Source organism: Pseudomonas sp. HN2 (genome assembly GCF_020736465.1).
Classification (GTDB): domain Bacteria; phylum Pseudomonadota; class Gammaproteobacteria; order Pseudomonadales; family Pseudomonadaceae; genus Aquipseudomonas; species Aquipseudomonas moraviensis_A.
The window spans coordinates 223569-238560 of record NZ_CP085885.1 but is presented as its reverse complement, the minus strand read 5'-3'; the positions used below and the strand labels follow the sequence as shown (position 1 = coordinate 238560).

The 14992-nt window shown below is 59.9% G+C and carries 11 protein-coding genes; 7 read left to right on the top strand and 4 right to left on the bottom strand.

Annotated elements, in window-relative coordinates:
• Nucleotides 1-11: 11 nt before the first annotated feature.
• Complete coding sequence (locus LIS66_RS01025) at nt 12-821, bottom strand: energy transducer TonB (RefSeq protein ID WP_227973429.1); 810 nt, start codon at nt 819-821, stop codon at nt 12-14.
• Nucleotides 822-1203: 382 nt separating this feature from the next.
• On the opposite strand from LIS66_RS01025, the gene LIS66_RS01020 reads away from it, so the two are divergent.
• Nucleotides 1204-1770, top strand: a complete 567-nt coding sequence (locus tag LIS66_RS01020) for a hypothetical protein (protein WP_227973428.1) — start codon at nt 1204-1206, stop codon at nt 1768-1770.
• A 160-nt stretch (nt 1771-1930) separates the two neighbouring features.
• On the opposite strand, the gene LIS66_RS01015 is transcribed toward LIS66_RS01020, so the two are convergent.
• Nucleotides 1931-4291, bottom strand: a complete 2361-nt coding sequence (locus LIS66_RS01015) for a TonB-dependent receptor (protein WP_227973427.1) — start codon at nt 4289-4291, stop codon at nt 1931-1933.
• Between the two features lie 165 nt (nt 4292-4456).
• Here LIS66_RS01015 and LIS66_RS01010 point away from each other — a divergent pair, with 165 nt between their 5' ends.
• Both LIS66_RS01010 and LIS66_RS01005 read left to right on the top strand, forming a co-directional pair.
• Nucleotides 4457-5401 (top strand): LysR family transcriptional regulator, encoded by a 945-nt coding sequence (locus LIS66_RS01010; RefSeq protein WP_042608540.1) that lies wholly within the window; start codon nt 4457-4459, stop codon nt 5399-5401.
• A 179-nt stretch (nt 5402-5580) separates the two neighbouring features.
• Nucleotides 5581-7197 carry an alkaline phosphatase family protein gene (locus LIS66_RS01005; protein ID WP_227973426.1) on the top strand — a complete coding sequence of 539 codons (1617 nt, stop codon included), beginning with the start codon at nt 5581-5583 and terminating at the stop codon, nt 7195-7197.
• A gap of 191 nt (nt 7198-7388) precedes the next feature.
• On the opposite strand, the gene LIS66_RS01000 is transcribed toward LIS66_RS01005, so the two are convergent.
• Entirely contained in the window at nt 7389-8297 is a 909-nt protein-coding gene (locus LIS66_RS01000) for a TauD/TfdA dioxygenase family protein (RefSeq protein WP_083353959.1), read from the bottom strand.
• Nucleotides 8298-8479: 182 nt separating this feature from the next.
• On the opposite strand from LIS66_RS01000, the gene LIS66_RS00995 reads away from it, so the two are divergent.
• Nucleotides 8480-9400, top strand: a complete 921-nt coding sequence (locus LIS66_RS00995) for a LysR family transcriptional regulator (RefSeq protein WP_064361622.1) — start codon at nt 8480-8482, stop codon at nt 9398-9400.
• Nucleotides 9401-9502: 102 nt separating this feature from the next.
• Here the strand turns inward: LIS66_RS00995 and LIS66_RS00990 are convergent, their stop codons facing one another.
• Entirely contained in the window at nt 9503-10516 is a 1014-nt protein-coding gene (locus tag LIS66_RS00990; RefSeq protein WP_227973425.1) for an ABC transporter substrate-binding protein, read from the bottom strand.
• A gap of 381 nt (nt 10517-10897) precedes the next feature.
• Here LIS66_RS00990 and LIS66_RS00985 point away from each other — a divergent pair, with 381 nt between their 5' ends.
• The 3 genes from LIS66_RS00985 to LIS66_RS00975 are packed head-to-tail and all read left to right on the top strand — an operon-like array spanning nt 10898 to nt 14933.
• The gene (locus LIS66_RS00985; protein ID WP_227973424.1) at nt 10898-12496 is read left to right on the top strand and encodes an ABC transporter permease; all 1599 of its coding nucleotides are present in this window, start codon (nt 10898-10900) and stop codon (nt 12494-12496) included.
• On the top strand, nt 12493-13308 hold the full coding sequence (locus LIS66_RS00980; RefSeq protein ID WP_227973423.1) for an ABC transporter ATP-binding protein: 816 nt from the start codon (nt 12493-12495) through the stop codon (nt 13306-13308). Before LIS66_RS00985 ends, LIS66_RS00980 begins: the two co-directional genes overlap by 4 nt.
• A 14-nt stretch (nt 13309-13322) precedes the next feature.
• Complete coding sequence (locus LIS66_RS00975) at nt 13323-14933, top strand: arylsulfatase (protein WP_227973422.1); 1611 nt, start codon at nt 13323-13325, stop codon at nt 14931-14933.
• The last annotated feature ends 59 nt before the right edge of the window (nt 14934-14992 follow it).

The window sequence follows — 14992 nt, the reverse complement described above, 5'->3', positions numbered from 1 at the left end:
TTGGTTTCGGTTTAATGAATCTTGAAATCGATGGGCACGCTGACCCAGCCGTCCTGAGCAACATCACCCTGCTTGGCCGGAACGAAACTCCAGCGCTTTACAGCGTTGAGCGCTGCGTTGTCGAGCTGCTGCCGGCCACTGCTTTTGGCAATCTGGATCTCGCCCGGTTTACCGCTGGCCAACACATGCACCCGTAACAGCACCGTGCCTTCCCAACCGCGACGCTGGGCCAGCGACGGATATTCCGGTGCCGGATTTTTGAGATACGCAGCGTTGGCTGACGCCGGGGTAACAGGCGCCGGTGCCGGTGGCGCAGGAGGCGCTGGCGCGGCGACCGGGGCTGCCGGTTTCGCTGGTGCTGGCGCCTGCTCTACCGGCTTGGGCGCAGGTTTGGGCGCAGGTTTCACCACCGGTTTGGGTTTGGGAATCGGCTTGGGTGGCGGCGGTTTCACTGCCAACTCGTCCTCCACTGGCGGTGGCGGTTCTACCACCGGCGGCGGTGGTGGCGGCGCAACAACCGGCGGCGCTGGTGGAGCCGGACGCGAAAACTCGATGGTCATCGGCGGAATTTCCGGCGGTACCACCGGCAGCACCGGCGTCGGTTTCTGGCTGACCCAATAAATCAGCGCGCCGTGCAAGACAAACGCGAGCACCCCGAGCAGAAGGGTTTCGCGCCGGCTCAAAATACCCTTGGGTGCACGCTGTAAACGCAACTGCCCCAACGGCACACGGTGCGGCCGGCCAAGATCGACCAGTTCGCCGCTCGGCGTTTGCCGCCACAGCAATTCCCCTGCGCTGGCGGCGGTCTGGACATTGCCCATTGTTCAACTCCCTGCGGTCTTTTGCGTTCGGCTGTTGATCCGCCGGTTAAATCTCTACGGCGTTCAATGAGCTAATAATTAAGCCAAGTGCTTATCTCGGAAAGTAATTTTTAACGCCATGGATATGCCCAAAAAGAATATTAAATTCGCAGCATTCCCGCTAACCCTCGATTTATGCAGGCTGTAGCTGCCCGCTATAACGCGACATGCATTTTAGGCATTCAAAATATTCACTAAGGGCATCAATAACCAAGATCGGCGAAAACGCGCTTTTTTATTACGAAGGAATCTTGTAGATCTTGAAATCCTGTAATTTCTGACAGTAGCGAGCTCCTTGGCTTTGTTATCAAATTAAAGCGGCCATAAATCTACGGAGATCGTCATGAAAACTGGAATTTTGTGTATTGCGCTTGCCGCCTTATTACCGCTTACAGTTCAGGCAGAAGAAAAGAATAAAACGCCGTATCTAAGCACTGAGTTCAAAAACGGCTTCAGGTCGGGAACAGTTTATGCTCGAGTGTACGGACAGCCTGAGACGTCGATAGCCCCAGGAGAGAGCTATAGTGTTAACGCACTTCCAACAGCGGGAGGTTTATTCAACCCTCCCCAGAACCCGCCTTCACCGGGATATGTGTCAGTCTCAATGAAAACCGAGCCTGAAAAGCTCTACGTCGTTTTTTCAGACTCCCCCCCCTCCGCCACTGAGAAAACCGGTAAAACGGAAAACAAAGTTACCTCGACTCCCGATTTTGAAGTCACTAATGATGGTGGTTCGCCGATTGTCGTTCAGAAGACCACGTCAGGCGTCTGGACAGAGATCCCGTCAGGCCAGCGAGAGATTTTCAGCAACATGGACAATTCCGGTTTTTTCCTAAAAGGAATCATGCCTGTTATTCAGATCGAACAGCAGAAATGCGCAGTTCAATACTGTTTGCGCGTTCTGAAATAGCCCTTTATTTAGCCACAGGAATTGGTGGTCATAACTATTGTCATACCGATAAAGCCACTTGAATGAGGGGTATCGGTGAGGTTGTGGGTTGAAGCTGGATAAAACTTCATAGGCTCACATCTGATGACAAAACTGGATAGCTTGTCATCAGATGCGTTCGTCAGAAGTCGTAGCGACCGGTAACGCCGAGGGTTCGCGGCGTGCCAAGCAAGCCTTCATAGCCGCCGTTGCCGCCCGTCCACAGGGTCGTGTAGTAGGTTTTGTCGAAGGCGTTTTTCAGCCACAGCGAAACATCCCACTGGCCCTGATTGAAATCGCCGCGCAGGCCGGTGGAGAGGTTGACCACCGCGTAACTGGGGATCTGCCCGTAGTCGGAATCCTCGACCGTGCCCACCGCTTTGGAGCGGAACGCATAGCTGCCAGTAACGTAGGGCTCGAAGCCGTTATCCAGATTCCATTTGTATTCGCCGTTGGCGTTGCCGATCCATTTCGACGCGCCGACCACTTGATGGCCGCTGAGATCGCAGGAGGCCGGTGCACCCGGGGCCTGGCTGACTTCCGGCGGGCACGGTGCATCTTTGTAGGAGAGGTAGCTGACGTCGTTGTACGAGCCGTTGAAATTCAGCGTCAGGCCACGTAGCGGCACCACGGTGCTTTCGAACTCGATGCCGCGCGAGCGTACCGAGCCGGCGTTGGTCAGGTATTGCACGCGGTTGGCGGCGTCATAGGCGTTGGTCTGGTAGGCGTTGACCTGAGTCCAGAACACGTTGGCGTTGAGTTGCAGGCGGTGATCCCACAGCGTGCTTTTGAAACCGAGTTCGGCGTTGTTCGCGCGCTCGGTGCCGATCAATAGCGAGTCGGCGCCAGCGGTCGGCGCAGAGCCGACCGCGAGGTTGACCCCGCCGGATTTCTCGCCGTGGGACAGCGTGGCGTAACCGAGCACATCATCGGTGATGCGATAGCTCAGGTTGAGCAGTCCCGAGGGGCTGGAGCTGTACTGATTCAAGTCTCCGGAATCGTAGACGCCGGCACGCCCGCGACGCGCATTGGCTGCCGCGCCCGCCACCGCCACGCCACCGAGCGGCGCGTTGCGGCTGACCGAGGCGTTTTTCTCTTCGTAGGTGCCACGCACCCCGGCGGTGAAATCCAGGCGTTCGCTCAGGTGCCAGGTGCCTTGAGCGAACAGGGCGAAACTGTCGGTCTTGATATGCCCCTTGCCGACGCTGGTGACGTTGGCCAGGGCGCCGGCCGGCGTGCCGTTCCAAATATCAGCCTGCGGGCCGTAATAGGCAAAGGATTTGTTGTCCAGATCCGAGCCGAAATAGTAGGCACCGACCACGTAATCGAAGAACTCGCCCTTGGGCGAAGCCAGGCGAAATTCCTGCGAGTACTGTTTGTCTTCCACCGACACGCCGGCGTTGTAACTGGCCGGCACGTTGAGGCCGTCGTCGTTGCGCGGGGTGAAATTCCAGAAGCGGTACGAGCTGACCGACGTCAGGGTGAAGTCGCTCGGCAACGTCCAATTGGCCTCCACCGAAGTGCCGCCCTGATGCACGGTGACGTGTTGGTCGTTGTCGAGATTGACCTTGCGGTGCCGACCGTTGACCAGCGTCGCTCCGGCCGCGCTGGCCCGCGATTCATACAGGTTGACGCCGTTGATCGTTGGCCCGGTGTTGTACAGCACGCGGGTACCGGCGCTGGAATCTTCTTCGTTGTAATCGCCGATCCAGCGCAGATTGAAATCTTCATCGGGCTTGAACAACAGCTGGGCGCGAAAGCCTTCGCGCGAGCCGCCGTTAAGGTCGTGGCCGTCGTATTCGTTCTTGATGTCGCCGTCACTGCGCGTGCGGTAAGCAGAAAAGCGCCCGGCCAACTGATCATTGAGCGGCCCGGAAATGGTGCCCTTGGTCTGGAAATAACCGTCCTCGCCGACCGAGGTTTCGATGCTGCGCTCAGGCGTGAATGAAGGCGCGCGGGTGCTGATGTTGATGACCCCGGCGGTGGTGTTCTTGCCGAACAGCGTGCCCTGCGGCCCACGCAGAACTTCGAGCTGCTCGATGTCCATCAGATCGAACACCGCCATCCCCGGACGGCCCAGATAGACGTTGTCGATGTACAGACCAACGCTGCCTTCCAGGCCATCACTGGCCGGGTTGTTGCCCAGACCGCGGATCGACACGCTGGACTGGCGCGCATGCATGTAGGCGACGTTGACGCTGGGCACCAGTTGCTGCAAATCCTGAATACGGTAGACCCGCTGCGTCTCCAGATTCTGCCCGCTGACCACGCTCATCGGCGTCGGTACATCTTGCGAGCTTTCTTCGCGGCGGCGGGTGGTGACGGTCACCGTTTCCAGCTGCGAAGCGTTGGCTGCCGCTTTGCCTGCCGGGACCGGCGCCGGGGCTTCCGATTCGGCGGCATAACCGTGAGTCCAACTGGCGCTGCCTGCCAGCAATAGCGCCAAAGGCAGGCGTTTGAGCCGTCGTGGTGATGGGGGTGACGCGAGGTTCAACGGACTCATGGCGCGGCTCCTGGTCAAAAAACACACAGACATCTTCAGCACTGCATATTCTTTTCAGTTATTCATTTATGGATTTACAAATATTTACTGCATAAGAGATTGCCTTTATAAGGAGTCGACCTAATGCATATCCAATGCATTTCCCGGATATTTTTTATGTGAAAAATGCATATCGACTTGCGCCAACTTCGTCACTTCATTGCCCTGGCTGAACAACGCAGCTTCGTCGCAGGCGCGCAGGCAGTGAACCTGTCGCAGTCGGCATTCAGTCGCAGCATTCAGGCGCTGGAGCACAGCGTCGGCTGCCAGTTGGTCGACCGTGGGCGCAAGGAATTGCCGCCGACCAAACAAGGCCAGGTCCTGCTCGAACATGCGCGGCGGCTGGTCAGCGGTGCGCAGCAGATGGCCAACGAGATCAGCCAGTTCAACGGCCTCGAAGCAGGAGAATTGCGCTTTGGTTGCGGGCCGGCGCCGGCGGCCGGATTGATCCCGCGCGCGATTGGCGCCTTCATCGGTCGCTACCCGAAAGCACGGGTGCAGTTTCAGGTCGATGACTGGCAAAGCCTGAGCAAACGCCTGCTCAGCGAAGAGTTCGAATTCTTCGTCGCCGACACCCGGCAGTTCGAGGCGGATCCGGATTACCAGACCCACCGCTTGCGCGCGCGCAAATGGCATTTCTGCTGCCGCGCCGGGCATCCATTGACGGCGTTTGAACGGATCACCGCCGAGCAGTTGCTGAGTTATCCACTTGCGGTCAGCATCCGCCCGCCGAACCTGCGCAAGGTCATCGTCGACCTCAGCGGTCGCCCGGATTTCACCCCGAATGTGGAATGCGAAAACGGCTCGAGTCTGTTGAGCGTGGTGCTGCGATCGGAGGCGATCGGGATTGTCGGGGCGTACTCCGATGCGCTGCATCTGGCCAAGGGTGAGCTGGTCTGTCTGAAGATCGAAGGTCTCGCCGATGATCTGGAGGAGCTGTATACCCGCTATGGGATTGTCAGCCGCGCCGGGTATCGGTTGTCACCGTTGGCCGAAGCGATGATTGAGCAGATCAAGGCGATCGATGCGGTGGATGATGAGGTGTGTTCGCTGGAGAATTTTGCGGTCTGAGCTGGCCCCTTCGCGAGCAGGCTCGCTCCCACAGGAATTACGCATTTCAAATGTGCGAGCGAGCCTGCTCGCGAAGAGGCTGATGCAATCCCTGCATAAACCCCATTCCGCAAATGCACTTGCCGAACACCCCCACCGACGGCGAAAACCCTCACCTGTCCCACTGACCGGTGAACCCCATGCCCACTCCTCCCAACCCCGTGCGCAACGTGCTGTACATCATGTGCGATCAACTGCGCCGCGATTACCTGTCCTGCTACGGCCACCCGCATCTGCACACGCCGAACATTGATCGCCTTGCCGCCGAAGGCGTGCGTTTCAGCCGTGCCTACACCCAGGGCACGATCTGCGGCCCGTCGCGGATGTCGGCCTATACCGGACGCTATGTCAGCAGTCATCAAGTGGCCTGGAACGCCGTGCCCTTGCCGCTGGATGAACTGACGATCGGCGATTACCTGCGGCCTCACGGCATTCGCACTGCACTGGTCGGCAAGACCCACGCCACGGCCAATGTCGACGCCTTGCAGCGCCTGGCGATCAACCCGCAAAGCGCGCAAGCCGAGTTGCTCAATGAGGTCGGCTTCGAACCGTACCTGCGCCACGACGGCATCTACCCCGACAATCCTTTATTCGACGACAAGCGCGATTCCGCGCCCTACACCCACTATCTGCGCGAACACGGCTTCGACGGCCGCAATCCCTGGCACGACTGGGCGAACGCCGCCGAAGGCGAGAACGGTGAAATCCTCAGTGGCTGGAAAATGCGTCATGCGAATTTGCCAGCACGAATTCCCGAGCAACACTCCGAGACTGTCTACACTACCAATCGCGCCATCGACTTCATCGCTGAGCAAGGCGAGAAATCCTGGTGTTTACACCTCTCGTACATCAAACCCCACTGGCCCTACATCGTACCGGCGCCATACCACGCCTTGTACAGTACGAAATCGATTCTCGAACCGGTCCGCGCATCGCCCTCTGAAGCCAGCAAACACCCCGTATATGCTGCCTTTCGTCAACATGAGGAAAGCCTCAACTTTTCCCGCGATTCAGTACGATTGAATGTAATCCCCACCTACATGGGCTTGATCAAGCAGGTGGACGATCATTTGGGGCGGCTGTTCGATTTTCTGCAGAGCAACGGGCGCTGGGATGACACGTTGATCGTGTTCACCAGCGATCACGGCGACTTCCTTGGCGATCATTGGCTGGGCGAGAAGGAGTTTCTGCTCGAGCAGGCGGTGGGCGTGCCACTGATCGTGCGTGACCCTCGGCCGGCGGCGGATGTCACCCGTGGCACTGTCGATGATCGCTTGGCGGAAACCATCGATGGGTTGCCGACATTTCTTCAAGCGCTGGGATTACCGGGCGCGGAACATCGGCTCGAAGGGCGTTCACTGATCCCGCTGCTGCACGGAGAAAATCCCGATTGGCGCCGCTATGCGATCAGCGAGTACGACTACGCCTTTCAGGCACCGGCGCGGGAACGACTGGACCAACCGATCGACCGTTGCCGCATGACCATGGTGCGCAGCGAGCGCTGGAAATACCTGGCGTACGACGGCTTTCGAGCGCAGCTGTTTGATCTGTTGAATGACCCGCAGGAACTGCGTGATCTGGGGGATGACCCGGCGTACGCGGCGGTGCGCGAGGAGCATGCGGGGTATCTGTTTGAGTGGGTGCGCGGCCTGAAGCGGCGTACGACCATCAGCCATCAGGAGATCGACTTGCGCGGGCAGCGGTTTCGTTATGGAGAGCCGGAAAGCGAGAAGGTGGTTCAGATTGGGGTTTGGTAGCATCAAGAGCCCCTCACCCTAACCCTCTCCCAAAGGGAGAGGGGACTGATTGGGGGATATTCAGAAGCTGCATCGACCTGAAAGACCGAACCAATGATCGGCTCGGTCTTTCAGGTCGACGTACAACGCAAGACAACTCGGTCGGCTCCCTCTCCCTCTGGGAGAGGGCTGGGGTGAGGGGCTTTTGATCTTCAGTCACGCCCTTTGATGGTCTGGCTCCGCTGCCCATTCACCCCCACCGGCACCTCGCCCTTGAGCGTCACTCGACGCACCACGCGATCCTGGGTGCCGTAATCATCAATCGCGTAATGCTGCGTCGAACGGTTATCCCAGATCGCCACATCACCGGCCTGCCAGCGCCAGCGCACGGTGTTTTCCTGGCGGATCACATGGCTTTGCAACAAGCCGAACAGGTGCGCCGAATCTGCCTGCGAATAGCCTTTGATGCGTTTGACGAAATGCCCCAGCAGCAGGCTCTTTTCGCCGCTGATCGGATGCACTCGCACCACCGGATGCTCGGTCTCGTAAACGGTCGAGGTGAAGACTTTGCGATAGCGCTCCAGTTTTTCCGCAGAGACGTCCGGCTTCGCCCCGGCATAGTCGTACTCATTGCTGTGCACGGCGGTGAGCTTGTCGGCCAGTTCACGCAGCTCGATCGGCAAGCCACTGTATGCCGTTGCGGTGTTGGCCCACAGCGTATCGCCGCCGTATGCCGGGGCGACCACCGAGCGCAGGATCGAGGCTTTCGGGTAGGCGTCGACGAACGTCACGTCGGTGTGCCAGGAATTGGCGCGCTGACCTTCGGCGCCGTCCAGCTCAAGCAGATATCGAGTGCCCTCTCGTACCGGCACGGTGGGGTGCGCTACCGGCTCGCCGAGCAGATGAGCGAAGGCTTCCTGACGCTGATCGTCGAGCTGAGTCTGTTCGCGGAAAAACAGCACTTTGTAGTCAACCAGCGCCTGCTGGATTGCTTCGACGGTGGCGGCATCCAGCTCCCCGGACAGGTGCACGCCGCGGATTTCCGCACCGATACGCCCGGCTACGGGGTGAATTTCCAACGCGTGAGAAACGGGTTTTACGGCGAGTGCGGCATTGCTCATGGGACGACCCTCATCGACGGTTTGCGATTTTTCCGGCAGCGAAACAACGCTCTATCTATATTCCATTTACATCTAATAGATATTCACATGCTTCGTTGACGGAATAAGAGCTTGCATTTAAAACCTCAAGCAACCCTCGTCGCAAATGCCTTCGAGCTATTTTTAGGATGCCGGAAAAGCATATGGATCTTCGCCAGTTGCGCTACTTCATCGCCCTCAACGAACACCGCAGTTTTGTCCGCGCGGCAGACGCCATGGGCATCACTCAACCGGCGTTCAGCCGCAGCATTCAGGGGCTGGAGCAAGAGTTCGGCTGCGTGCTGGTGGATCGCGGCAACAAGGATCTGCGTCCGACCCCGGAGGGCCAGGTAGTGCTGCAACACGCCCTGAGCCTGGTGCAGGGGGCGGCATTGCTCAGCGCTGAAGTGACGCAGATGACCAAGCTCGACGCCGGCGAAGTGCACTTCGGCTGCGGCCCGGCGCCGGCGGTTAAACTGGTGCCGGACGCGGTGGCGCAATTCATCAATGCGCACCCGAAAGTGCGCACCTGTTTTCAGGTGGATAACTGGGAAAAGCTCAGCCGTGCGCTGAGCCGCGAAGAGATCGAATTCTTCATCGCCGACATTCGCCATTTCGAGTCCGATCCGAATTTCCAGACCCAACCGCTGACACCCAAGCGCGGCGTATTTTTCTGCCGCCCGGGACATCCGTTGTTGGCCAAGGAAAGCCTGTCGACCAACGACATGTTCGACTACCCGCTGGCCGCCACGCTGATTCCGCCGGGTATTCGCAAGCTGCTGGCGAACCTCAGCGGACGCATCGATTTCTCGCCGACCATCGAGACCGAACATTTCCCGGCGCTGGTGAAAGTGGTGCTGCAATCCAATGCAATCGGTGTCGGCACGGAGGAGGCGTTTGTCGAAGATGTCGCCAAGGGGGCGCTGGTACTGCTGCACTGGCGCAACCTGCCGCAGAACCTGGAGAGCATGAACGCGCGCTGCGGCATCGTCAGCCGTACCGGGTTTCGGCTGTCGCCAGCGGCCAGGGCGATGATCGAGACGCTGGTGGCGGTGGATCGGCAGGATGTCAGCGTCGCTGTCTGAAACCCCTTCGCGAGCAGGCTCGCTCCCACATTTGGATATGTGCACATATCCAAATGTGGGAGCGAGCCTGCTCGCGAAGAGTTCAGCGAAGACGCTGGAGATCTAAAGCTTGGCGGCTGAGAGCTCAGGCGCCACCCAATCACTGACCTTGAACGGCTTGCGGATCAGCCTCTGCTGCGCCGCCAGGTCGACCTTGTCCTGCAGGCCACTGAGAAACACCGGATCCAGGGTCGATGGGAAAATTTCGCTCAGATTCTGATCTTTCAGATCCTGAGTAAGGATCACCGGCGGATAACTCGCCAGCCCCGATACCAGTTGCACATAGGCGTCCTTGTTGCTGTCCTGAGTCAGCCACTCGACCGCCTGCTGCTGCGCCTTGAGCAGTTTCGCGATGACTTCAGGATGTGCGTCGACAAACTTGCCGTTGCCGAGCAGGACCGCCTGAACGCTGCCAGCGCCGCCAAGGTCCTTGGTGTTCAGCGGCAATTCCGCCAGGCCTTTGGCTTGCAAGGCACTCAGGGCGGAGCTGCCCCACGATGCATCGATCTGCCTGGCCGCGAGTGCCGAGACCGCGGCGTTGAAATCCAGATTGATGACCTTCACGTCTTTCTCGCTCAGCCCCTGACTGGCCAGCGCCGCATCGAACGACAGCTGCGTCGCCGTACCGCGGAAGATCGCCACGCGCTTGCCCTTGAGATCCTGCAGGGTCTTGATCCCCGAGCCGGGCACCACGCCGAGGTATTGCTTGACCCCACGCGCCGTGGCGCTGAGCAGGCGCGTGTCCAGACCATTGGACTTGCCGATGATCGCGGCGAGATCGCCGAGATAGGCCAGATCGACCTGACCGTTGGCAAACGCCTCATTGATCACCGGCCCGGCGCCCTTGAAGAAACTCCACTGAATCTTGATGCCCTGCTCGGCGAAAGCCTTTTCGAAGATCTGTTGATCGCGCAGCACATCGACTACGCCGCCACCGCTGTGCTGCGTACCGGCACTGAGATCGGGCACGGCGATGCGGATTTCCTTGAGCTCCTCGGCCTGGGCGCTGAGCGTGAGAAAGCCTGCAAGCGCCGGGGCGGCCAACAGACTGATGAGACGTTTGAACGGAGGGTTCATGGATGCGGCTCCTTGATCGCTGAGGAGCCGAAAGTAGGCTGAATGCGCACCTTCACTTAAATACTATAAATGCACATTTTTATATCTATATGAGCTAAGCGAGAGCGAATGCGGCTTGCAGCGCGATATGCATGAACAGCATCGAAAATATTCTTCGAATGCATTGGATGCGTACGGACTGTAAGCCTTAAATGGCTTCGCTTATCTCCAAATTGATATTTTTCTCGTTGGCTTATAACTATTTTAGTGTGGCTAATACCGCTAAAGATCGCAGCCTTCGGCAGCTCCTACAGGGGAATGCGATCCATGCAGGAGCTGCCGAAGGCTGCGATCTTCTGGTCTTGACCCGATCTTGATGCAACCCGACAACGGAGGTCACCCATGGCCCGTCAATCCCTGCTCAGCCTGCCGCTGGCCGCGCCGCCACTGAAAAGCCGCCGCTCCTGGCCCAGTCTGCATCAACGTCTGTTGCCATGGCTCCTGCCTGTCAGCCTGTTCGTCCTGTGGTGGCTGGCCGCGCGCAACCAGTGGATGAGCGAGCAGATCCTACCGGCACCATCGCTGGTGTGGAGCAGTGCCGTGGAACTGGCGCAAGGCGAGTTGTGGAGCCATTTGTGGGTCAGCCTGCAACGGTTGTTCTGGGGCTTGCTGGCAGGCGTTTCGGCCGGCGCGGTGCTCGGCGCCGCACTGGGTTTCAGCCGACGTCTGGAGCGACTGATCTTCCCGACTTTCGCCGGACTTGCACAGGTGCCGACGCTGGCATGGATTCCGCTGTTCATGGTGTTTTTCGGCATCGGCGAAGTGCTGAAACTGGTGGTGTTGATCAAAGCCATCGTCGTGCCGGTTACCCTGCACACGCTGGTCGGCGTGCGCGATGCGCAACCGAAACTGCGCGAAGCCGCCGCCGTGTTGCGCTTGCCGCCACTTCTGCTGATTCGGCGTCTGGTGCTCCCAGCGGCGCTGCCGGCATTCATGGCCGGTGTGCGCCTGGCACTCGCCGCCGGCTGGACCTCGTTGCTGGCCGTCGAGCTGCTGGCCTCCAGTGAAGGCATCGGCTATCTGATGGTCTGGGCGCGGCAGCTGTTCATGCTCGACATCGTGTTCGTGTGCATCGTGATCATCGGTCTGATCGGCGTGGCCATGGATCGCGGCATCGGTCTGCTCGACCGCAAACTGGTGCACTGGCCACACCCGGCCACCGCACACATCACTCGCGGCCCACGCTATCAAGGCTGGCAACGCCTGCAACCGTGGCTGCTGCCGCTGGGGTTGCTGGCGCTGTGGCAACTGGCCAATGATCAACAGTGGGTCGACGCGAGCATTCTGGTCAGCCCTGCGGCTGTACTGAGCACGGCATGGGACGGACTGCTCGACGGCACGCTGGTCAACGGCATGGCGCTGAGCCTGAGCCGCACCCTCGGCGGTTTGCTGATTGGTGGCGGACTCGGTTTCGCCCTGGGCTTGCTGCTCGGCCTGTCGCGTCTCAGTGAACGCCTGCTCGGCCCGACATTCGCCGCACTGCGGCAGATCGCGATTTTCGCCTGGGTGCCGCTGCTCACCGCGTGGTTCGGCTTGGGCGAACTGGCCAAGTGGGTGTTCGTTGCCCTCGCCGCGTTTTTCCCGCTGTTCATCGCCACCCAGCGCAGCGTCGCCAACCTGTCGCCGCAACTCAACGAAGCCGCGCAAGTGCTGCGCCTGAACCTCGGCCAGCGGCTGCGCCGACTGGTGCTGCCGGGCGCTGCGCCGGGGATTTTCGCCGGGCTGCGACTGAGCCTGATCTACGCCTGGCTGGGCACCATCGGCGCCGAATATTTCATGCCGTCCAATGGCGGCATCGGCAGCCAGATGATCGGCGCGCAACAGCTGCTGCGCATGGACCTGATCATGGCTGGCATGCTGCTGGTCGGACTTACTGGCGCCCTGCTCAACCTGATCGGCCAACGCCTGGAAATTCGCGCGACCCGCTGGAGACACGCATGAACGCACCAATTGTCAGCTTCAACCACGTAGGCAAATCCTTCGCCGTCAACGGTTTCGAACTGGAGGCGATCCGTGAATTCAACCTGGACATCGCCGAGGGCGAATTTGTCGCCATTGTCGGTTCCAGCGGCTGTGGCAAATCCACCCTGCTGCGTTTGCTGGTCGGCCTCGACACCGAGTTTCGCGGCCAGATCAGCGTCGACGGCAAAGCCGTCAGCGGCATCGGCGGCGAGCGCGGCATCGTCTTTCAGGAACATCGCCTGTTCCCATGGCTGACGGTCGCCGACAACATCGGCCTGGGCCTGGTCAACGAACCGCTGAGCGGGGCGCAGAAACAACAGCGCATCAAGGATTTCATCGAGCTGGTCGGCCTCAGCGATTTCACCGAGGCCTATCCGCATCAGCTTTCTGGCGGCATGGCGCAGCGCGTGGCGATTGCCCGCGGCCTCGTCGCCAGCCCGCGAATCCTGCTGCTCGACGAACCTTTCGGTGCCCTCGATGCGCTGACCCGTCAGCAAATGCAGGACGAGCTGTTGGCGATCCGCGAACGGGCAAGGATCACCACGATTCTGGTGACCCACGATGTCGACGAAGCAATCTTTCTCGCCGACCGCGTGGTGGTGATGGAGCCGCGTCCGGGGCGGATCAAGCAAGTGGTCGACATCGCCTTGCCGCACCCGCGCCAGCGCAGCGGTTACGACTTCCATCAGTTGCGCGAAGAACTGCTGCACGAATTGACCAGTGATGACCACTACCAACCGAGCGCACCGGTGCAGATCCGCGATCTGCCGCTGACGTTCATTGCCTGCTGAACAGGAGTTTCGCGATGCCGCAACGTCCCAACTTTCTGGTGATTCTGGCCGACGATCTGGGCTTTTCCGATATCGGTGCGTTCGGCGGCGAAATCGCTACGCCGAACCTCGATGCACTGGCCGACAACGGCCTGCGCCTGACTGATTTTCACACTGCGCCGACCTGCTCGCCGACGCGTTCGATGCTGCTGACCGGCACCGATCACCACATCGCCGGCATCGGCACCATGGCCGAAGCGTTGACTCCGGAACTGATCGGCAAACCCGGCTACGAGGGCTACCTCAATGACCGCGTCGTCGCCTTGCCCGAGCTGCTGCGCGAGGCCGGGTATCAGACCTTGATGAGCGGCAAATGGCATCTGGGTCTGAAGGCCGAACTGGCGCCCCATGCGCGCGGCTTCGAGCGATCATTTTCGCTGTTGCCGGGCGCCGCCAACCACTATGGGTTCGAGCCGACCTACGATGAGCAAACGCCCGGGCTGCTGAAATCCACCCCGGCGCTGTACATCGAAGACGATCAGTTTGTCGACGAGTTGCCGAAGGATTTCTATTCCTCCGATGCCTTCGGCGACAAGTTGCTGCAGTACCTGAAGGAACGCGATCAGACCCGGCCGTTCTTCGCCTATCTGCCGTTCTCCGCACCGCACTGGCCGCTGCAGGCGCCCGCCGAGATCGTCGCGAAATACCGTGGCCGCTACGATGCCGGCCCGGAAGCGCTACGCCTCGAACGCCTGGAAAAACTCAAGGCGCTGGGCCTGATCGAGGCAGACGTCGAGCCGCATCCGCTGATTCAGCTCAGCGCCCAGTGGGACGCTTTGAGCGATGAGCAAAAGCAGATATCCGCACGAGCGATGGAGGTCTACGCGGCGATGGTCGAGCGCATGGACTGGAACATCGGCCGTGTGGTCGATTATTTGCGCCAGCAAGGCCAACTCGATAACACCTTTATCCTGTTCATGTCCGATAACGGTGCAGAAGGCGCGCTGCTGGAAGCGTTCCCCAAGTTCGGTCCGGAGTTGATGACCTACCTGAACCAGCATTACGACAACAGCCTCGACAACATCGGCCGGGCCAATTCCTACGTCTGGTACGGGCCGAACTGGGCACAGGTGGCGACCGCGCCGTCGCGGTTGTTCAAAGCGTTTACCACCGAGGGCGGGATCCGCGTGCCGGCGCTGCTGCACTATCCGCAACTGCCGCTCAAAGGGCAGATCAGCCATGGTTTCGGCACGGTGATGGACATCACCCCGACCATCCTCGATCTGGCTGGCGTGCGGCATCCGGGCAAACAGTGGAAAGGCAAAGCCGTGGCGCCACTGCGCGGTAAATCGTGGCTGGGCTTTTTGTCCGGCGAGACCACGCAGGTGCATGACGAACACACCGTGACGGGTTGGGAATTGTTCGGACGCCGGGCAATTCGCCAAGGGTCGTGGAAAGCGGTGTGGATCCCCGGGCCGGTGGGGCCGGCGACCTGGCAGCTCTATGATCTGGCAAGCGATCCGGGGGAGATTCATGACCTGGCATTGAGTCAGCCGCAGAAACTCACTGACCTGATCGGGCATTGGCAGCGGTATGTCGAGGAGACCGGAGTGATCCTCAGTGCTTCGCCGTTTCAGCCGGATTGAAGCAAGATCAAGAGCCCCTCACCCCAGCCCTCTCCCAGAGGGAGAGGGGGAAAGGGAGC